This window comes from Sphingobacterium sp. MYb388 (assembly GCF_037479535.1).
GTDB classification, from domain to species: Bacteria; Bacteroidota; Bacteroidia; order Sphingobacteriales; family Sphingobacteriaceae; genus Sphingobacterium; species Sphingobacterium anhuiense.
The window spans coordinates 487,953-509,307 of sequence record NZ_JBBGYV010000004.1; the positions used below are offsets into that span (position 1 = coordinate 487,953).

The window sequence follows — 21,355 nt, forward strand, 5'->3', positions numbered from 1 at the left end:
ACACCATGGACAAAAATAAAACAGATAAAATTGTAGTCGCAATCACCAAATGGTTAGGCATCTTATTATTGGTCGGTATCAGCAGCTGGTGCGTCGTCTATTTCTGGAAAGGATATCAATACGAGCAAACCAACGATGCGCAGATCGATGCCTACCTCTCACCCGTAAACGCAAAAGTCGGTGGATACATCAGCAAGATTTATTTCCAGGATAACCAACAGGTAAAAAAAGGCGATACCTTATTGCTCATCGAAGAAAGTGAGTACGGACTGAAACAGGAAGCCGCATTGGCCGAACTGATGAGTTCACGTGCAAAACTCCCGATCCTCAGTGCAAATGAAGATACCCAGCTCAAGACCATCGAAGTGATCAAAGCACATCTTTCCGGATCAAAGGCAAAACTAACACAGCAACAAAAAGAATTTAACCGCTATCAGAACCTGCTAGCCGAACAATCCACCACACAGCAGAAATTTGATCATGTGGAGGCAAACTTGGCCATCAATCAAGCAGATTATGATGAATCGCAGGCTAATCTGCAGGTTGCACAGTCCAAACTGCAAGATTTCAAAGCCCAGCGATCGGCGATTGAGGCCGAAATCCGGATCAAAGAAGCGCTGCTCAAAAGACAGGAATTGGATGTCCGCTACACCGTGATCACCGCACCTTTTGATGGGCAACTGGGTAAAAAAAATATTCAGGAAGGACAATTGGTACAACCGGGACAGACCTTAGCATTTCTCACCAATGATACCGAAGAGAAATGGGTCGTGGCCAATTTTATGGAAACCCAGATCGGCAGCCTACATATCGGAAATACGGTCAACATTGAAGTTGATGCCTTTCCTGGAGAGCAATTCACCGGAACCATCCAGTCCATTTCCCCCACTACCGGATCGCGCTACTCCCTGTTACCTCCCGATAATGCCACCGGTAATTTCGTGAAGATCATCCAGCGCATGCCTGTCCGCATTAAACTAAACCCAAGCCAAGAGCTAGCCAAACTCGCTGCCGGCATGAACGCACATGTATATGTGGTAAAAAACTAAAGATGCAAGCACATAAAATTCCTTTATTTAAACACTGGGTATCCGAGTGGCTGGCCAGATCGGTTATCTTCGCAATCCTGATGACCTGTTTATTCAGTTTTGCCCTCTACAGCAGTCCTGTAACCGTGATGGGGTATTACGGCGTAGCACCCACAGATGTACAATATGCCATGGTACTCATCTATGGATCCACAGTGACATTCTTGGCGCTCGATTCCCGTATTGTGAAATACTTTACCTCACGCAAATACCTCTTGATCGGATTAGCGACCAATGGTATCTGCACACTGATCTGCTTCCATAGTAAAAGCTGGCCCCTCTTTCTCGTCTGTCAATTTGCACAGGGCATCACCTGCGCACTGCTATCGGGTATTGTACTCCATCTGGTGTTCCCCAGGCTACATAGCACCCGGGCCAGAGTCATCGGGTACACCATCCTCTATGCCGGCATTCAGATTTCTATTCCACTTTATTCCATCTACTGCAGCATGGTGCTTCATTATCTGGATTTTAACTGGCTGTTTTACGGAGCCAATATCTTACTGCTGCTGCTCACCGCTACCGTATTGATCACGATGGATGCCAAAGCAAGATTGCATAAAAAGATACCGCTCTATCAGGTGGACTGGATCGGCTACCTCTTCTATACCAGTTTTGTACTGCTCTTGGGCTATATCCTGATTTACGGGAGGCAGCTGGGCTGGTTCAGCAGTACCGTGATCTGCCAGCTGGTTCTGGCCGCAGTGTGCATCCTCATACTTTTTATCATCAGAGAAATGCGGTTAAAACGTCCATTGATTAATCTGCGGATTTTCAAAGCGAAAAACTTTGTTATCGGTCTTTTACTGCTTTTTGTATTTTACCTCTTCAAAGGAAGTACAGGACTGACCTACAGCCATCTGGAAACGATCTTAAGAACCGATCCTTTACATACCATCCCCATCTGGTTGGCTGTCATATCCGGAACAGTACTCAGTATGTATATAACAGCGCGCTTTATACTATTGGGAACCCATCTGATTCGGATGATCATCGTCGGATTTATCATTATGGGCCTGTATTATAGCTATATGCTGCTCTTTATTTCCGTGACCGGATCGACAGCAGACTTTATATTGCCTATGTTTATCTATGGCATTGCGACGGGAGTTTTATTTGTGCCTATCGTAACCTTCACAGCATCCGCTGCTCCTGCTAAAATCGCTGTAAATGCATCACTCATCGGTATTCTGGCTCGATTTATCGGATTTTGCAGCAGTATGGCAGTTAACAACGAACTGCAGTTATTTACCCGGGCCGCGGTTCAGGATCAGGTACGCCATTCGGTCAACCAAATCAATCCGCAGTTGCCCCTCGCCTTGCAACAGATCGAACAGACCTATCAAAATGCAGGTAATGATGGTGTAAAATCTCAGGTGGCCGCAAATGCCTTTTTCAATACCATGCTCAAAGAACAGATCCTCGCCCGCGCAAGCCGCGATTATTATGACCTGATGCTTACCGGAGTCGTACTGGTCATTATTATGCTGATCTGTTTACCCAAAATGCAGCAGGTGGTACTGAGATTGACAAAATTCAATGTTCCTTATTAGATCTGAACAGATGTGTAAAAATAAATCGAAACCAATACAGCGCCTCTTTGTTTACCTAATGTCAGAAGGCAAAGCACATGTACGATATTGATCTAGGTCAATAATTATAACGGTGTTAACCTTTATTTTTGTAGCATCATATTAGAGAAGAAAATAAAAAATTTATAAACAAATTTAAACATTAAAGTTATGGCAAATTGGAGTTTAGACAAAGCACACAGTGAAATAGAGTTTAAAGTAAAACACATGATGATTACTAACGTAAAAGGTCAATTTCAAGATTTCGACGTTACGGTAGATAGTGATTCAAACCATTTAGAAAATGCCAAAATAGACCTGACCATTCAGACAGCGTCTATCAACACGAAAAACGAACAACGTGACGAGCATTTGAAAAGTGCAGACTTTTTTGATGTTGCGGCCAACCCGACCATTACATTTCATGCTACGAGCAGTAAAAAAGACGGTGATGATATTAAATTAACAGGCGATCTAACGATCAAAGGCATTACCAAATCCGTTACATTCGACGTGGAGTTCGGTGGTGTAGCAAAAGATCCTTGGGGTAATGAAAAAATCGGTTATACCGCTACCGGGAAAATCAACCGTCAGGATTTCGGATTAACTTGGAACGCTGCTTTAGAAACAGGTGGATTGATGGTGAGCGACGAAGTAAAATTCCAAGCAGATTTTCAGTTCATTGTGACGAAATAAGCAACATATACCCTTATAAAAAAAGTCATGCTCCCATCAGAAGCATGACTTTTTTTGTATATGCACGAGATCGATAGTTCCCGCACTAAGCAGGCACTTTCCGTACTTTCTCCCGATCCCATACCCGGTGACCTTTCATCGCTTTGATAAAGTCTGCCGTCAGGTTATTTTTTGATTCGAGTACCACGCCGGCATCTTTTTCCTGCTTGGCGATATACGATCCTGCAATTAATTTTTCAGCACCTTTAGCAAAGGCCAAAGCCTTACAATGTCTAAATCCTTCGTTGATAAAATGGATATAATCCGGCTCATCCTCCAATGTTTCAACCGAATCGCCATCTGGTGTATAGAATGCATCATAACAGACCGAAGCTTCCGTCAGATAAGTATGCTGGATTTCCGCTTCTCCACCTTCCTTAAACTTCAAGTTACCCGTATGTGTCGAGATCAGAACGGCCTCAGCACCCTCCGCTTCCAATGCTTTTTTCATCACATCGACCGATGCTTTGCTCACACCATCTGCCACTAGAAAAGCCACTTTCCGAGTTTCAATCATTCCTTCGCCCGGAGCGGTAGCCATACTCAATGCGGCAGATTTCTCAACCTCTGGCTTAGGCGCTTTCACCGGATATTCCGGATGGTTCTGCCGCGCAAACTGTAACGTCAGTTCATCCAGTTGCTCCGGAGGTGTCAATCCCAGATTGGCACCCACTCTTTTCGCCAGTTCCTGATCGATCTGATTTAAGATCGCCAGCTCCCGTGTACGGATAGCTACCGAATTGACTTTCGATAGCTCAAAGCTATAACCACTGATAATATGTTCCTTTTCAGGTGCTGTCTGCGAATTGAAAAACAAGCGGGCTTGTGTAAAGTGATCAGCAAATGACGAAGACCTGCGTCTTACTTTATAGCCATCCACTTTTTCTTCATGACTCTTAAAACCGGTCTCGCCTTTTAACATCGCTTGATACGGACAGCCTCCGCCCAAACTGTTTGGGAAATAACTGACGTTGCCTTTCAAGATATCCTGTCTGCCAAAACCGTCTTTCTGATTATTATGTTTACCGTTGACCGGTCTATTGATCGGAAGTTCATGGAAATTGGGACCTCCCAATCGGTAATTCTGTGTATCTGCATAAGAGAATATACGTCCCTGCAATAAAGGATCATTGGTCAGGTCAATACCCGGAACCAGACGTCCTGGATCAAAGGCTACCTGCTCGGTTTCTGCAAAGAAATTTTCCGGATTACGGTTCAGTGTCATCGTTCCGATAATCGTTACCGGAATTAATTCTTCCGGAATGATCTTCGTTGCATCCAATAAATCGAACGAATATTTCTGTTCATCCTCTTCCGGTACAAGCTGTACACCCAGGTCCCACTGTGGAAAATTACCCTTTTCGATATTCTCCCACAGATCCCGGCGTAAGAAATCCGAATCAAATCCAGATAATTTTTGCGCCTCGTTCCATGCCACCGAATGCACTCCCAATTTCGGTTTCCAATGAAACTTCACAAAAGTGCCTTTACCTGCTGCATTGACAAATTTGAACGTGTGGACACCAAAACCTTCCATCATTCTAAAAGAACGTGGAATAGCACGGTCGGACATCGCCCACATCAGCATATGTGCAGATTCAGGCATCAAAGAAATAAAATCCCAGAACGTATCATGAGCCGATGCGGCCTGAGGCATCTCATTATTCGGTTCTGGCTTAACAGCGTGGATCAAATCCGGAAAGTTCATCGAATCCTGGATAAAAAATACCGGAATATTGTTACCCACTAAATCATAATTACCCTCCTCCGTATAAAACTTTACCGAGAATCCCCTTACATCGCGCGCCAGATCAGTCGATCCTTTGAAGCCCGCAACGGTTGAAAAACGGATAAATAACGGCGTTACCGTACCTTTCTTTAAAAAAGCGGCACTGGTATATTGAGAAACATCTGCTGTCGCTTCAAAAACACCGTGAGCACCAGAACCTCTTGCATGTACCACACGTTCCGGAATCCGCTCGCGGTCAAAATGAGCCAGCTTATCTTGAAAAATAAAATCTTCTATAAGTGCAGGGCCACGTTCTCCTGCTTTGAGCATATTGTTGTTATCATTGATCGGAACTCCATCATTCGTCGTCAATACCCGATTGGCATTGTCAATCGTATGCTCCTGAATCTGTTGCACTTTTTTGTTTTCTTGTTGCTTAGCCATGTTTAAATAAAGTTATGGATGAAGATTAGAACATGTCGGTACCCTTCACATGACCGACACTATTACTAGTAACAACATAACCTCCGATTTGTTTCCAAAGATCCCCAGCGCAACAAGCCCCGACCGAAGACTTAAGACTGAGCAACAGTCTTGATAGCGTCAATTTAAAGGTAATATAGTTTTAATAAAAGGTAATAAACTTGCATTTTTATTCATTTTAACCTCCTATTTTTAACCTAATCATTTGTTTCGTCAAATAATCAAGCGGGAGATTTTTAGCGAAACACCTGATAGCCAGAGCAAGATCACGTATAGCAATTGCCTAAATCCGTACATATACGGTTCGTCCCGAATAAGATGCAAGTACCCGTTTTTTCAATACGATCATTTAGAATAACCCATATATCCTTTAACCAAAAACAACTGTTATGAAAATTTACCATCTCTTACTTGCAGTGGCCCTCTTATTCGGTTCCTGTAAAAGAACAGAAATTCTCACCCGTATTGATGCCAATACGAACACCCTCGACACCGTCTACACGTCAGACCACCCCTACAACCTCAACGTCGTCTTGTTTGTCCCCTCGGACATGGTTCCCAATCCCGATTACGAAAGACGTATCAGCGAAACACTGATCTACCAACAAAACTTTGTCAAAACCTGGATGCAGCATTGGGGACATGGCGACAAAACCTTCGGATTGTTAAAAAATGCTTCCAACAGGGTCAAAATCCATGTTGTACAGGGCAATCTCCCGACTTCCTCCTATCCATATGAGGGTGGAGAATCAGCCATGTGGCAGGAAATCACTACGTATTTTCAGACCCATCAAAAATCCAGTGACCATTACCTGATCCTGACCACGGTCAATAAGTTCGGTGAGCAAAATGCGCCATACTATGGCATCGGAACAAAATGCTACGGCATCGATTTCCCCGATATGGAGATCGCCAATATGAGCCGTACCGATACAGCTGGACTGGCTTCTTCCTGGATCGGAGGCAATACGCATGAGATGATGCACGGTCTCAATCTGCCGCATAATGGCGGTCTGGTATCGCAGAACAATCTCTACGGTACACCGATCATCACCGGAAACGGTGGTACTTTTGTCGTAGCACCGACTTATTTAGATGCCTGGGATTGTGCCGTACTGAGCCGTGGACAGGTGTTCAGTACCACAACTCGTTCGGACTGGTATGCCGCTGCCAATGCGAAAATCACCAAATTGAATGCCCGCTATGACGATGCTACACAAAAAGTAATTGTATCCGGACGGTTCAGCAGCAACAAAAAGGTGGACTTCATCGGCTTTACCAACGATGCCAAGCGCAGTGCCGGAGATGGTAACTACGACTCTGAAAACTGGGCAACCACCCCGATCGGTCTGGATAGTTTTTATACCGAAATCGCTATTACCGAATTCAAAGACCGAAGCAACCTACAGAATGATTTTACGATCAGCTTGATCCATGAAAATGGCTACAGACATTGGAACAGCTACAGTTATCAGATGCAGAACGGTAAACCCGATATTCAATTTGGCGACAGACCCGAATACAATAAAGCAAACTGGAGTATCGTTGCCGTAAGTTCTGAAGAGACTCAGGCAGAAAGCGGTCAGGCTGTGCATCTCATCGACGGAGATAAAACAACGCAGTGGGTGAGCCGCTGGACGGGAGCCAATTCTACCCATCCGCATTTCTTTACCATCGATATGGGAGCCTCAAAACCGGTGAACCGCTTTACCTTTGTACAGCGCTCTGGAGGAAGCAAACCCAAGAATATTCAAATTCAGGTCAGTACCAATAACAGCACCTGGCAAAATGCCGGCAGTTTTGTGCTCCCGGATGCGGCAGGACCTGCCTACGTGACTTTACCCAATAGCCTAACCTTCCGTTACTTTAAAGTGACGATTTCAAGTGCCACCGATGGCACCCAATGGGCGGCGCTCAACGAAGTGGGCACTTATCAAGATTAACCTTAGTTTCACAAAAAAAAGCACCTGAACGGATCCGTTCAGGTGCTTTTTAAATATATAGCTAGCAACAGACTGCGTCACAAGCCACAGATCATTCCCTTTTCTTTTACCTAAAAGAAGAAAACCAGGCTTAAATGCCTTTAGATTTCATTCAAAAAATCACTTAAAGACCGATCTTTTCCTACTGGTAGTTTTTTACGTAAACGGTACCGGTGTATTTCAACTCCTCTGACCGTAATATTCTGCAACTGCGCGATCTGCTTGGTGGTGAAATTCAATTTCAGATAAGCACAGACTTTAAGATCATTCCGTGATAACCCCTCGTGATTGGATTTCAGCTTATTCAAAAAGCCATCATTTAGTTCATCAAAATGCAGCGCAAACTGATCCCAGTTGGCACTATTTTTCTCCACATCTTTCAGTAAATTGTTGATCCGCTTTAATTCCGAAGCCTCTTCCTCACTCCCTTCTATTTTTGCCAGTTCATCACGGACTTTAACAAGCGTTCCCGAATTTTCCAAAAGCTGCATACTCGCACTGGCCAGCTCTTTCGTCTTCACCAGTACTTCCTGTTCCAGCTTTTCATTATTGAGCTTGACAATTTCCTTTTCGCTCTTTTCGATTTCCAGCTGATGGATGTAGCGGAGCTGTGCCATTTTCTTCTCATATTGGAGCTGTTGCTTTTTCCAGACCTGCTTTTGCACCTTAAAAAACAGATAGATGCCCATTGCTCCCAATAGAATATAGACAAGCTTTGCCCAGATACTCAGATACCAGGGTGGTAAAATCGTAAAATCATAGCTAACGGTCTCGGAGATCTGATTTAAATTGTTTCTCACCCGAACCTGAAAACGATACTTTCCACTTGGCAGATTGGTATATGATTTTTCAGCGATATTCGCCCATGTGGACCAATCCTCATCATAACCGACCAGTTGATAGCTGAACTCCATATGCTCATGGATACCAAAACTTGGTGAAGAGAAAGCAAACTGAAATGAATTGAATTTGGAGGCCAGCTCCAACTGGTCCGCACGGAGCTGTTCGTAAGTACCGGTTGCATTTTTGGTGAAATACCCGGCAAATAGAATACTGTCCTGCGCTGATTTTGCCGTTACCTGCGACAATAGGACAAGTGGTTTCCGCGCTTCCTGAATATACTTTTCATAGTTGATATGGATGATCCCTTTTTCAGCACCGATATAGATGTTATTTTTATCATAGGTATTGATATGATCAAATCCCGAAGTATTCATGCCTTCAATTTCTGGAAATTTGATAAGCTGATAGCTCTTATTTTTTGCGTCAAATTGTGCGACCCCGACGTATTTATCTGTACAGTACCAGATATTGCCCTCTTTATCTTCCTTTAAATAGCGGATCGTCAGACCATCAAATTCCTTATAATCAGCAGACTTGACAAACGCATTTTTGATATAATCGTAGGTGTACAGTCCCTTTTCTGTGGCAAAAACGATCTGATCCTTAATCTTGAACACAAAATTCTGATAGTCTGACGGTAAACCATTCTTCTTCGTTAAGAGAACAGCATCGTAAGCATGGCGGTCTGCCTCCAGTCGCATGCGGTAAATGCCGCGATAAGGATGTGAGGCCCAAATTGTATTTTTATCATCTAATTCTAAAAAGCGATAAGAATCCACAAACCCGCGCAACTGACCGCCGGACTGAAAAATACCGTTTTGATAATTCAACAGCTCTAAACCCTGATAAGTACCCACCAGAGCCTGTTCTACCGGATAAACGGAACTTAACGGCAATACATTCCAGGTACCTGTGCGATTGGACAGCGGCAGTAAAGCTTGATCCTGAATCTGAAACAATCCTTTATTGTGCCCCAGTAATAAGCGTCCGTTCAGTTCCTCCAGCAACCAGGCCTCGCCACCATCACTTTTCGGAAAAAGTGAAAAAGAACTCAATGAACGGCTCTGATCTTTCAGTCCTTTGCTGATAGGTGCCACATAAACCCCGTTGGATGAAGATAAATAAAGCTTATGATCAAAGATCAGCGACGATAGCCCAGTCACCTCATTTTCAAGATTGGGACGCAGATACCGTACCGCAGATCCGTACGAAATCACCGAAATCCCATTGTCACTGGCCACCCAGATATTTTTTTGCTGGTCTACAAATACCGCTGAAATATTCTTGTTCACCAAACCTTCCCGAATACCGATGCGTTGAATCGTTTTCCCATCGCGATCACGGATATGACAACCCTCTTTTGCATTGCCGACAACAAAGGTGGAGTCATCGATACGCGCGGCAGATGGTGTATAACTATCATCCCACCGCTCCTTATTCAACTGCAATAACACCCTGTCTTTCAACAAGTAGTTCTGGTTATTTAAAGTGGATAAGACGATCCGGTCTTTACCCAAAGGAAGCATCGATGCGATTTTCATTTCGCGATAAGGCAACGTTGCCAGCACGGGTGACCAGTGGTTATTGCGGTAGACCAATAAGCCATTTTTTTTATCTTGCGCAAAAAGCGATTCACCCACCTTACCCATAAAATACCATTCCGCGGCGGCGGGATGTACCGTTATTTTTTGCCCTTTGAGTTCAAAAATCACATTGGTCGCCCTAAAAAAAACAGATTGCCCAAAAGACAGCGTATTCCAGATGTCAGCAAAATTGCGGTACTCCTCCGGAATCAGTGCTTTCAGTGATGTATACGTCAGACCACCCTGCTCAGCAGGTTCGAAGTAACCAAAATCCCCCTGACCGCCTACATAGATCCGATCATGGCTGTCAATCCATAGCGAACGGATAATGGTATGGTTGGGTAATGCATAAGATTTCCAGTACCGGCCATCAAAAGTAATCAGCCCTTCACTGTTACCAAAATATAGGATGCCCCTGCTATCCTGCTTAATATCCCAGGTCCGGCTTCCGCCACCATATACGGTTTTATTGTAGTTATTGACTAAGGGTAATCCCAATAAATTCTGTCCGCACAAAGAAATCGGTGCTATAAAAAAAACGAAAAAATAAAGGAATGCGAGATACTTCATATACTGTTTATAAGGGTTGACGTACAATTGACGTACCCCAAATATAGCGATTTTAACCGCATTAAAGCAACATGAAGTAGTAATGAAGTAGTGTTTAAATTTAACTTATGCCCATCTAAATCTAATTTTGGGCTAATTATAAACATTCCTAAATTTTTTAATTCATCAAGCATGAAAAATAATGTTAGCATCATGGCAAGTGTTGCTCTTCTGTCTTGTCTTACCCATACGGTAAGTGCACAGAACAGAACGATCACAGGTAAAGTCACAAATGAACTGGGGATTCCGCTAGTGGCAAGTATTACCTTATCCGGAGGTTCCAAAATTGGAACAAGTAGCAACGAGCAGGGAGATTTTTCCCTATCTCTTCCTCAAAACACCAGTTATTTGACGGTCTCTTCTTTGGGCTATGAAACCAAAACAGTCGCCATCACCGGCAATGCCGTCAACATCCAATTAAAGGCTAAAGCCGATTTTAATCTGGATGAAGTCGTGGTAGTCGGTTACGGTACACAGCGCAAAGGGGATTTAACAGCACCTATTGCGACAGTTAATATGCAGGATATGGCCAAACGTACGGTTTCAAATTCGATGGATGCCCTTCAGGGTGCCGTTGCAGGTGTACAGGTTGTCAGCTCGGGAGCTCCGGGATCAACACCCTCCGTGCGCGTCCGCGGTGTAGGTTCATTCAACAATGAAAGCCCGCTGTATGTTGTCGATGGGATGTTTATGGATAACATTGATTTCCTAAACCCCAATGACATTGCCGATATCTCCATCTTAAAAGATGCATCCGGTGCTGCCATCTATGGTGTCCGTGCCGCAAATGGGGTTATCCTCGTGACAACCAAAAAAGGAAGTCTTAATATGAAATCGCGCGTCACGTACAATGGATTTGCAGGCTTTCAGACCCCGACCAATGTCTTAAAAATGGCCAATGCACAACAGTATGCCAACTATGCCAATGCGACCGGAAATGGTGCCTTTGTCAAAAAATCAGTTGAAAAATATGGTGGTACTGAGACTAATCCGGCCATGGATACCGATTGGTTCGATGAACTATTGCGTTCAAAAGCACTCATTATGAACCATAATGTGGATATCATGGGCGGCAGTGAAAAAATTACCTATGCCTTTGGTCTCAACTACGTCAAACAAGAAGGCATCATGGATGCTAAAAACAACAACCAGAAGTTTAATATGCGCATGCAGGCCGATGCTAAGGTTACAGATTGGCTGAAAGTTGGGTTTATGGCACATTTAAATAATTTTAAATCCTATCATCCCGATAATGCCGCTTTCCGTCAGGCCTACTTTGCATCGCCTTTATACCCTGTTTACGATCCGTCCATCGAACTTTCGAAACCTGAAAAATTCGGTTCCAGTACCGCCATCGGTATGCAGTCAGGATTTTGGTACAACAATCCGATCGCTACAGCCTTCTACAGAAACAATCAGACTAAAGGATTTCAGATCCTGCCTAGTTTCTATGTAGAGGCAGAACTATGGAAAGATAAAATTACATTCAAATCACAGCTTAGCCAGCGCTATCAATCAACGCATAACATCGGCTATAACCCAATCTATTACATCGATAACGACCAGCGAAATGACCGCTCTTTCCTACGTTCGGCACAGGCCCGTAACAACAACTACATCTTAGATAATTTACTGACGTATAAAGATGAAGCTGGCAAACACCACTGGTCGGTCCTCCTGGGACAGTCAACACGTGAAGACCGCTGGCGTGAAACCTGGGTACAGGCCAATGATGTACCTGAATCGGAAGAATTCTGGTATGTAGGTGTTGGTGCTCAGGGAATCGGATCGGCCACGGGATATGGTGAAAGGGGTTCTCGAAACGCAGGAATATCTTATTTTACCAGAGGAACGTACGATTATGACAACAAATACTTATTGACCGCTACCTTCCGTGCGGACGGAAGTTCCAAATACCAGACCAAGTGGGGCTATTTCCCATCTGTGGGTTTAGGATGGGTGCTGACCAGAGAGAAGTTTATGGAAAACCAAAAGCTTTTCAATCAACTGAAACTCCGTGGAAGCTGGGGTAAACTGGGCAATGACGGTATCCAGCCCAATGCAGGCTATGCAACCGTGTATTCCGGAAACAATTTCTCAGGCATCTTTGGTAGTGAGGGCAGTACTAACGGAACCCGTATTCCGGGATACCGTGTTGGCAGGTTCTTTTCACAGGTCCGTTGGGAAGTGGTGGAAGAATGGGATGGCGGTATCGATTTTGCCTTGTTGAACAACCGTCTGAGCGGTACATTAGACTATTACCACAGAACAACCCATGATCTTGCCTTCAGCAGACCTATTCCGTTTTCGTGGGACCGTGTATATGGAAACTGGGGCAGTGTCGCCAACAGCGGATGGGAGCTTTCCCTTCAATGGAAAGATAAAGTCGGTGCATTGGGCTATTCTATTGGCGGAAATGTAACCACATTGAAAAATACCGTTAAAAATCTGGGCGGACTTGAGAATATCATGAACGGCTTTCCGGAATGGTCGGCAGAATTTCCGGCCAGAATCCAGATCAACGAACCGATCAACTTTTACTATGGTTATGAAGTCGCTGGCGTGTACCAAAATCAGGCGCAGATCGATGCCGATCCGATCGCAAAGGCATACAATCAGCAAAATCCAAACGCTCCTATTTTACCGGGGTATCTTCAGTATAAGGATCAGAATAATAATGGCGAACTGGATGAAAACGACCGTATCAATCTCGGAAACTACCTGCCAAAGATCACCTATGGTTTCAATTTGGCATTCGATTACAAAAAGTTTGACCTAAGCGTCGCCTTTCAAGGGGTGAGTGGCAATAAAATCCATAACCTCAACCGGGCTATGCGCAGAAAATACAATCAGATGAATGTGGATGCGGCCTTTGTTGATAAACTATGGACAGGTGAAGGAACAAGCAACACCCATCCATCGGCAGCAGGTTCGGTGGCTTCCTGGAACCTACAGGCTAGTTCGTTCTTTGTCGAAAGTGGCGCTTACCTCCGCGTACAAAATATTCAGTTAGGTTATAGTTTTGACTTCCCGAAAATGCCAACCCGCATATTCGTTACGGCAGATCGACCTTTTATGTTTACCAAATACAATGGTTTTACACCGGAAATCGGGGAAATGGGATTTGATGCCAATGTGTATCCAATTGCATCGACGTACAGCCTAGGAGTCAAAGTTTCCTTTTAATATTTTTAACCTTACTTTTTAATCTTATGAATACCTTTAAATATATCCTCATAGCAAGCTGTATATCAGTACCGTTATCCATGATGAGCTGTAAAAAGTTTTTGGACAAGCCTCTTGAAAACCAGCAGCGTTCGGAAGAAATTGATTACAGCAACCCTGCGCTGATGTACAGCCCCGTTTCTGGTGTCTACCGGTCAGCAGCCGATGACAACCTGGTCCATTGGATCGATCTATCCATCCGCTGCATGCGCGATGATGATTACCTGCAGGCTGCTCCCAGCCCCAATGATAATCCGGAACTCATGGCTATCAAAAACTTCCAGAATGATGTAACCGTGCAATCATACTGGGGACTGAACCAATCGTGGATCAGTTATTACAGCCTGGTCATCGCGGCCAACAATGCCCTGATCGAACTGGATAATTTCGCGGCAAAAATACCGGCCGGCAACAGCAAAGACCTCAACCTCAATAAGCAATACAAAGCTGAGGTGCGTTTTCTGCGCGCATACGCACATCTGATGGCCTCCCGCCTGTTCGGAAATGTCCCTATTTTGATCGACAGTGAAAATATTGGACGCCTGGCGACCATTGAAAAGAGTACTGCGGCCCAAGTAAGACAATTTATCATTGCCGAAATGAATGAATGCATCGAAGCACTGGAAGATGCACGTCCGAATCAGTCCATCCATATCGGTGCCGTGACCAAGTATACGGCACTGCTCCTCAAAGCCAAAGCAGCAGCAGATCTTGCCGGTAATGATAATAGCAGTCCGCATTGGGAAGAAGTCTTGGATGCGACCAATAAGATCATTGCGAGCAATAAATTCTCCTTATATCCAAACCTGTATGAGCTCTTTAAGCTTCCCGGAAAACTGGCCAATGAATCCTTATTTGAACTGCAATATTCTGATTTTGGCGTAGGTACAGGCGATATTGTACGTCCCGGAGTAGACTGGGGAACATTCTTTAAGTGGCAGGGACCGTCCGGTGATCAAAAAGGAAGTCCTATTTCAGGAGCCGGCTGGGTACCCCCATCTCAAAATATTGTCGATTTCCTAACGAACCGTGGCGATGTTGAACGCTTGAAAAACACAATTCAGTACTGTGGCATCGACGGTAATCCTGCTACTTCGGTTACCACCCCGAGCGGTGATGTGGTCTATGGCAATCCATTTGGTATTAAATATTTCAACGGAAAAGCTTATCTTCCAAAAGCACAGATGACCGAAGGACGTATGGAATATGGCGCCAACAATAATGTTCGTATCTTACGTTATGCAGATGTATTGCTTCTAAATGCGGAAGCAAAAGTACGGAAAGGACAAAATGGCGACGAACCGTTCCGATTGGTACGCGAAAGAGCTAAACTGGGTGCTATTGCCAATGTGACGCTAAACCAGATTTTAGACGAGCGCAGAGCAGAATTTGCCTGTGAATGGTGGGGTGAGCGTTTCAATGACCTGGTACGTACCGGTAAAGCAAAAGAAGTATTTGGGGCTAAATTTATTCCTGGTGTGAGTGAATCATTGCCTATACCGCAAACGCAGATCGATGCTAACCCTAACTTCAGATAAATCATGATGCATATAAAAACAGGAATTTTATGTTCCCTGCTCCTTTTCAACGTACAGCTGGCGGTATCGCAAGATAACAAACCCGTCAAAACCGTCATCGCTAAAGAAAACGGTGGTTATACCATCAAGCGTGACGGGCAGCCGTATTTTATCAAAGGCGCTGGTGGAACCAATTATATGGATCGTCTAAAAGCGTATGGAGGTAACTCCATACGCACTTGGAGTCCACAAAATGCGGGAAAAATATTGGACGATGCCCATCGCTTGGGACTTACCGTGACCTTAGGACTGGACGTACGGGCCGAAAGACATGGATTTGACTACAGCAACCCCGAACAGGTAGCACAACAATTGGAGGGCATCCGTAAGACCGTACTGCAGTACCGCAATCATCCTGCGCTTTTAGCCTGGGGAATCGGCAATGAGCTGAACCTCCATTACAGCAACCCCAAGGTATGGGATGCGGTCAATGCGATTGCAGTAATGATTCATGAACTAGACCCTAATCACTTGGTGACAACCATGTTGGCAGGCATCAACCAAAAGGAATTTGATTATATTCAGGAGAAATGCCCGGCTATCGATCTGATCGCTGTTCAGGTATATGGAGGACTCGCGTCCGTACCGCAACAGATTAAAAGTGTCGGCTGGACTAAACCTTATATGGTGACCGAATGGGGTCCTACAGGGCACTGGGAGGTGACACAGACCCCTTGGTCTGCTTCCATAGAGGAGAACAGCAGTGAAAAAGCGGCGGTTTATAAAAGCCGTTATGAAGCCTCTATCGGCACAGACAAAAACTGCTTAGGGTCTTATGTTTTCTTATGGGGACAGAAACAAGAGCGCACCCCGACCTGGTACGGACTGTTCACCGAAGCTGGTGAAGAAAACGAAGTGGTCGATGTGATGCAATACCTCTGGTCAAAAAAATGGCCTGAAAACCGTTCTCCACATGTATCGTCCCTCCTGTTAGATGGAAAAAAAGCAGCTGACTTTGTTTATGTCGAACCGGGGAAAACTTATCCCGTTGCTGTGTCTGTAAACGATCCGGATGGCGACAAGTTAACGACACGCTGGGAGCTCCTGCACGAAAGTACCGACCTGAAAGAAGGTGGCGACCGTGAAGAAAGACCAAAGGCTATCCCAGGACGTGTGGCAGATGAAGCTCAGCAGCACACACAGCTTACAGCTCCTGCGGAAGAAGGCGCATACCGATTATTTGTCTATGTTTCCGATGGTCATAACAATGTGGCTACTGCCAATATCCCCTTCTATGTAACGGCTAAAAAGTTAGATACCAGTGCTTCATCAACCCAGAAAAATGCCTACCGCTTTTCGACTGAACCTGTCTGGGCTGACGAATTTAATTATGAGGGCTTACCCGACACCACCAAATGGTCGTATGATGTAGGTTCAAAATATAACGGCTGGGGCAATAATGAGGATCAGTATTATGTTGCATCTTCGCTAAAAAACTCGGTTGTCGGTAAAGGGGTCTTAAAAATCAAAGCTTTAAAAGAAAGCAAAGGCGGTAAACCTTACACTTCTGCCCGATTAGTGAGCAAAGATAAAGGTGATTTCCTGTACGGCCGCTTTGAAGCTCGTGCCAAATTACCGCGGGGACGAGGCAATTGGCCTGCGATCTGGATGCTACCAACAGCATCTAAATATGGCAATTGGCCTAACTCGGGTGAGATCGATATCTTGGAACACGTGGGTTACGATCAGGATGTGCTCCATATCTCAACCCATACCAAAGCCTACAACCATAATATCAACACCCAAAAAACAGCAACAACAAAAGTAGCAGGTGTTTCCGATGATTTTCACCTTTACCGTATGGATTGGACGCCCGAATATATCAAAGGATTTATCGATGATCAGGAGATTTTTTCCGTTGAAAATGAACATAAAACCTTTGCCGAATGGCCCTTTGATCAAAAATTTCACTGGATACTCAATTTAGCCATCGGCGGAAATTGGGGAGGTAAACATGGAGTTGACGACAAGATATTCCCGAATGTTTTTGAAGTCGATTACGTCCGTGTATATGAACTATTACCTTAGATCATATTTATTATACAGCTATAATAGAGCACATAACAGCTAACACAATAATTTAAAAGACCTTTTCAGCTATGGGCTGAAAAGGTCTTTTTGTTATACTACTTCGAGAGGTCGATTCTGTTTAAGCTCCCGTTAAATCCCGAAACTTGAGCAGGTAAATCTTCCAGTTTAACTTCATGCTTATCATCCGCTCTTATCGCGCTTACTTTTACCGAACCCTTATTTTTGATGTTTTTCGGGATTTCAATAAAGCCATAGGACTTATATGGAGCCTCATGATGCCCCAATAAAGAACGAGGCCCTCCACCCAGACAACCGCTATGATATAAAATCACCGATTCCTTTTTAGCAGGGTAATACACATGTTGATGACCCGATAAATACAGGTCTACCTGATATTCTTTCAAAAACTGCAAGGTCTCATCCGCATGCTCCAGAACTTCTCCTGGTTTATTTTTACTTTCAACGAGTGCATATAAAGGCAGGTGACCTAATACGATTTTAAATCTCGCCTCTTTAGCCACAGGGCTATCCAGCTGCTCCTTCATCCAGCTTTTCACTTCAGCTGGGATTTGAGATGATGAAGCATCCCAGGAGATCATGAACACATTATTTTTTATATAAGAAAAGTAATACGGAAAATGACTGCTTTCGATGAAAGTAAGATTGACATCAGCTTTATGACTCGCCCAAAATGATGCCGAAACTTCACGGTCCAGCACAAAATTAGGAGAGGCATCATGATTGCCCATGGTAAATCCAAATGGTACTCCAGAAGCCTTTATAGGTTGCAGTACAGCCTGATCAAATCCCTTCCACATAGCCAGAATAGCATCTTTCGTTAAAGTCTTCTTTTGTCCTGCAACCATATCGCCACCGCACAAAATAAGATCTGGCTTTAATGTTGAAACACTTCCCACTAGATCCAACACTTCCTGACTGTAAGTCGTAGATCCATAACTATCATTTAAATCCGATATAACTAAGATCTTCAGACTTTTATTTTGCTGTTCCTTGATGATATCCTTGTCAGAAATCTGAGAAAATACAGGATCAATAACGATGATCAGCGCAAAGAAACAAAGCAAAGCCAATAAATTAGATTTCATATGGTAAGGTTTGAAGTACAAGTTTCAAATGTAAAACTATAATTTTATAATCCAGTTAAAAACGGACATCATAGCCAGCAGCATTTTTGACTTCAGAAAATATTACTCCAGCACCTTTTTCTTATGATTAATACCCCAATCCTTCAGTGCATAAATAACTGGAGTCAGCGTATCGGCATATTCCTCCAACTGGTAGGAGATCTTTACCGGATATTCTTCGATAACAATTCTCCTGACCAGCTTATGCTGCTCCAGATCTTTCAGTTCTTTTGCCAAAACTTTGGGCGAGATCCCGGGAATACTCTCCTGGATATCCGTGAAACGATCATTACCGACACCAATGGATATAATAATAGGTATTTTCCATTTACCATTGATAACATCCAACGTGTCGCGCACCGGTCTTATGGTTTCTAGACAGTCACAGTGAACTTTTTTTTGTGCCATTGTTTTAGTTTTAAATATAATGAAATAAGGACCACGTTAATTTGAACCGACGCTATCATCCGCATTGATTTCGCTCATAACTTCAGCAAACAATTCGGTCGACTTGATTCGATCCTTGAAATCATAGATTGTCGATACGACGATCAGTTCATCCACTTGTGTTTGCTCAAGAAACGCCTTGGTCTGTTCTTTCACCCTTTCCTTAGTGCCCACAAATGAGTACTTCAGCATCTGATGTACACTTGGATGATGGAAAATATCCTGCAAATCCTCCGTCATTTCTGTTGGTGGATGCAGCGGTTGAGAATTCCCGGTCAAGATACCCAAAAACATTCGGACCACTGATGTAAACAATTTTTGTGCTTCTTCATCCGTTTCAGCAATAATCACATTAACACCTGCAATCGCATAAGGTTTCTCCATTACTTCAGAAGGCTGAAACTCTTCCCGGTAGATTTTTAATGCCGACATTAAATGATCGGTGGCAAAATGGCTCGCAAATGCATAAGGCAATCCTTTCCGAGCCGCGAGATGCGCACTATCGGTACTTGATCCCAAAATGTAAATCGGCACATCAGCTCCTTCTGCGATCGGTGCTCTGACTTTACCCGTACTGTTGGATTTTGAAAAATAATGTTCAATTTTCTCAATTTCCGCAGGAAAAGAGTGCGCAGCTTTCATAAAGTCAGATCGGATCTCCTGAGCCGTCAGCGTATCTGTACCCGGAGCTCTTCCCAGACCTAAATCAATCCGGTTTGGATAAAGATGCGCCAATGTTCCAAATTGCTCTGCAATAATCAAAGGCGAGTGATTGGGTAACATAATACCACCCGATCCTACTCTTATTTTACTGGTGTTTTCGGCTACATAAAGTATGAGCAGCGAAGTGGCACTACTGCCTACCGAAGCAGAATTATGATGTTCAGCAAACCAGTAACGTTTATAATGATTTGCTTCTGCTACTTTAGCCAGTTCCAGCGAATGCTGTAATGTCTCTCCAAATGTACTGCCTTCTGAAACGATGGCGAGTTCTAAAATGGAATGAGCGATATGTTTTTTCATGTTTTTGTATTTTTGATTTAATTAAATCCCTTGATGCTTTTGAAAATTTCTGAATGCTGGTTTTGGAAGTTCGAGATTTCCGCGTAGCGTTGTTTCTTCGTACTCCGTATGGAAAATTCCGCGTTCTTGTAAAATAGGAACGACCAGTTCGATAAAATCTCGGAGACCGTAGGGATGATCCTGTTTAATGATCAGCATATCCATTATTCCCTGTTCGTGCCATTCTTGAATTTCATCAGCTACACTTTCGGCAGACCCTAAAAACAGCGGTGGAGCAATTCGCTGATACCGATTTAGTACAGCCAGCTCCATATATTTCTGATGCGCTTCAGCATCCGTTCTTCCCACAATCGGGTTTTGCGAAGTGGCGATGATAAAGTTGTCCTGGTTTCTTTGTTTCTCATCCAACTTTCTTCTCAACGCCATAGCGGTATGTCTTGTCTCTTCCATGGAAAAGCCTCCTATAAAAGCACCATCTGTGTAAGTAGTCGCAATATCAACGAATGTTGGCGAGCTACCTGCGGTGTATAGAACAGGTCTTCCCTGAACAGAACGGCTTATATTCAAAGGACCTTCAACAGAAAAATATTTTCCCCTGTAGTTTGTTAAATGCATTTTGTGTGGATTCAAAAAGATTCCATTTTCTTTATCTCTTACAAATGCATCGTCCTCATAGGTGTCCCACAAGTTCCTTATAATTTCTAAAAACTCGATATGCATGGGATACTGATCTGCTTTCGACAAATGACCCCGACTGAAATTTACCATCCCTCCCGGATTGGAAGTAATGGCATTCAGTGACACTCTTCCGCGGCTTATTTTATCCAATGACAAGACCTGACGCGCAATATTATAGGGATCTGTATAAGAACTTGAAGCTGTTATAGAGAGTCCTATTCGTTCGGTTTTCATCGCTAAGGCAGACATAATAGAAACTCCCTCGAACATACTCAGATAATGTGGAATATTCCCGGGACCAACATGACTGACATCAATCAAAAATAAACTTTCAAATTTGGCATCTTCCGCAAGTTTAGCCTGCTGAACGTAAAAGTCGATATTTTCGCCTGCGTCTGATAGCATATCCGGATGTTGCCAAGAAGTATGATTCCATCCAGGTCCATCAATTATCGCAGCGAGCTTCAATTTCTTTTTATTACCCATAATATCTGGTGATTTATATAAAAGGCGCCATCTCAATTCGAGATTTTCTAAAGTATTGATCGCACCTATTTTACACCTTGCAAAATTACAGCAAAATTACTAACCAAAAGATAGTAGTTA

13 protein-coding genes are annotated in these 21,355 nt (G+C 43.7%); 7 read left to right on the forward strand and 6 right to left on the reverse strand.

Translation table 11 applies throughout. The features are described 5' to 3' along the window. The first annotated feature begins 5 nt into the window (after positions 1-5). The 3 genes from WH188_RS15875 to WH188_RS15885 all read left to right on the forward strand — a co-directional run bounded on the left by WH188_RS15875 (position 6) and on the right by WH188_RS15885 (position 3,355). Positions 6-1,049: an HlyD family secretion protein gene (locus WH188_RS15875; protein WP_339424321.1), complete on the forward strand. Its 1,044-nt coding sequence runs from the start codon at positions 6-8 to the stop codon at positions 1,047-1,049. A 128-nt stretch (positions 1,050-1,177) separates the two neighbouring features. Then, complete coding sequence (locus WH188_RS15880) at positions 1,178-2,641, forward strand: MFS transporter (RefSeq protein ID WP_339424405.1); 1,464 nt, start codon at positions 1,178-1,180, stop codon at positions 2,639-2,641. Between the two features lie 189 nt (positions 2,642-2,830). Then, the gene (locus WH188_RS15885) at positions 2,831-3,355 is read left to right on the forward strand and encodes a YceI family protein (protein ID WP_021191618.1); all 525 of its coding nucleotides are present in this window, start codon (positions 2,831-2,833) and stop codon (positions 3,353-3,355) included. Positions 3,356-3,440: 85 nt separating this feature from the next. Here the strand turns inward: WH188_RS15885 and WH188_RS15890 are convergent, their stop codons facing one another. Continuing rightward, a complete protein-coding gene (locus WH188_RS15890; protein WP_339424322.1) occupies positions 3,441-5,567 on the reverse strand; it encodes a catalase in 2,127 nt (708 codons plus the stop codon). Positions 5,568-5,995: 428 nt separating this feature from the next. Between WH188_RS15890 and WH188_RS15895 the strand changes: the two genes are divergently transcribed. Further along, positions 5,996-7,549 carry a discoidin domain-containing protein gene (locus tag WH188_RS15895; RefSeq protein WP_339424323.1) on the forward strand — a complete coding sequence of 518 codons (1,554 nt, stop codon included), beginning with the start codon at positions 5,996-5,998 and terminating at the stop codon, positions 7,547-7,549. A 140-nt stretch (positions 7,550-7,689) separates the two neighbouring features. Here WH188_RS15895 and WH188_RS15900 read toward each other — a convergent pair whose 3' ends face one another. After that, positions 7,690-10,584, reverse strand: coding sequence for a ligand-binding sensor domain-containing protein (locus WH188_RS15900; protein WP_339424324.1), 2,895 nt, complete (start codon positions 10,582-10,584; stop codon positions 7,690-7,692). 171 nt (positions 10,585-10,755) lie between these two features. Here WH188_RS15900 and WH188_RS15905 point away from each other — a divergent pair, with 171 nt between their 5' ends. The 3 genes from WH188_RS15905 to WH188_RS15915 all read left to right on the forward strand — a co-directional run bounded on the left by WH188_RS15905 (position 10,756) and on the right by WH188_RS15915 (position 17,453). Next, the gene (locus tag WH188_RS15905; RefSeq protein ID WP_339424325.1) at positions 10,756-13,809 is read left to right on the forward strand and encodes a SusC/RagA family TonB-linked outer membrane protein; all 3,054 of its coding nucleotides are present in this window, start codon (positions 10,756-10,758) and stop codon (positions 13,807-13,809) included. Between the two features lie 26 nt (positions 13,810-13,835). Then, the gene (locus WH188_RS15910) at positions 13,836-15,386 is read left to right on the forward strand and encodes a RagB/SusD family nutrient uptake outer membrane protein (protein WP_339424326.1); all 1,551 of its coding nucleotides are present in this window, start codon (positions 13,836-13,838) and stop codon (positions 15,384-15,386) included. A gap of 177 nt (positions 15,387-15,563) precedes the next feature. After that, the gene (locus tag WH188_RS15915) at positions 15,564-17,453 is read left to right on the forward strand and encodes a family 16 glycosylhydrolase (protein ID WP_339424327.1); all 1,890 of its coding nucleotides are present in this window, start codon (positions 15,564-15,566) and stop codon (positions 17,451-17,453) included. Between the two features lie 98 nt (positions 17,454-17,551). Here the strand turns inward: WH188_RS15915 and WH188_RS15920 are convergent, their stop codons facing one another. From WH188_RS15920 to WH188_RS15935, 4 genes are all read right to left on the reverse strand, one after another. Further along, complete coding sequence (locus tag WH188_RS15920) at positions 17,552-18,562, reverse strand: metallophosphoesterase family protein (protein ID WP_168126718.1); 1,011 nt, start codon at positions 18,560-18,562, stop codon at positions 17,552-17,554. 102 nt (positions 18,563-18,664) lie between these two features. Next, positions 18,665-19,009 carry a winged helix-turn-helix transcriptional regulator gene (locus WH188_RS15925; RefSeq protein WP_132768595.1) on the reverse strand — a complete coding sequence of 115 codons (345 nt, stop codon included), beginning with the start codon at positions 19,007-19,009 and terminating at the stop codon, positions 18,665-18,667. 36 nt (positions 19,010-19,045) lie between these two features. After that, positions 19,046-20,071: an LLM class flavin-dependent oxidoreductase gene (locus WH188_RS15930; protein WP_339424328.1), complete on the reverse strand. Its 1,026-nt coding sequence runs from the start codon at positions 20,069-20,071 to the stop codon at positions 19,046-19,048. 21 nt (positions 20,072-20,092) lie between these two features. Beyond that, complete coding sequence (locus WH188_RS15935; protein WP_168126719.1) at positions 20,093-21,235, reverse strand: LLM class flavin-dependent oxidoreductase; 1,143 nt, start codon at positions 21,233-21,235, stop codon at positions 20,093-20,095. Positions 21,236-21,355 lie beyond the last annotated feature (120 nt).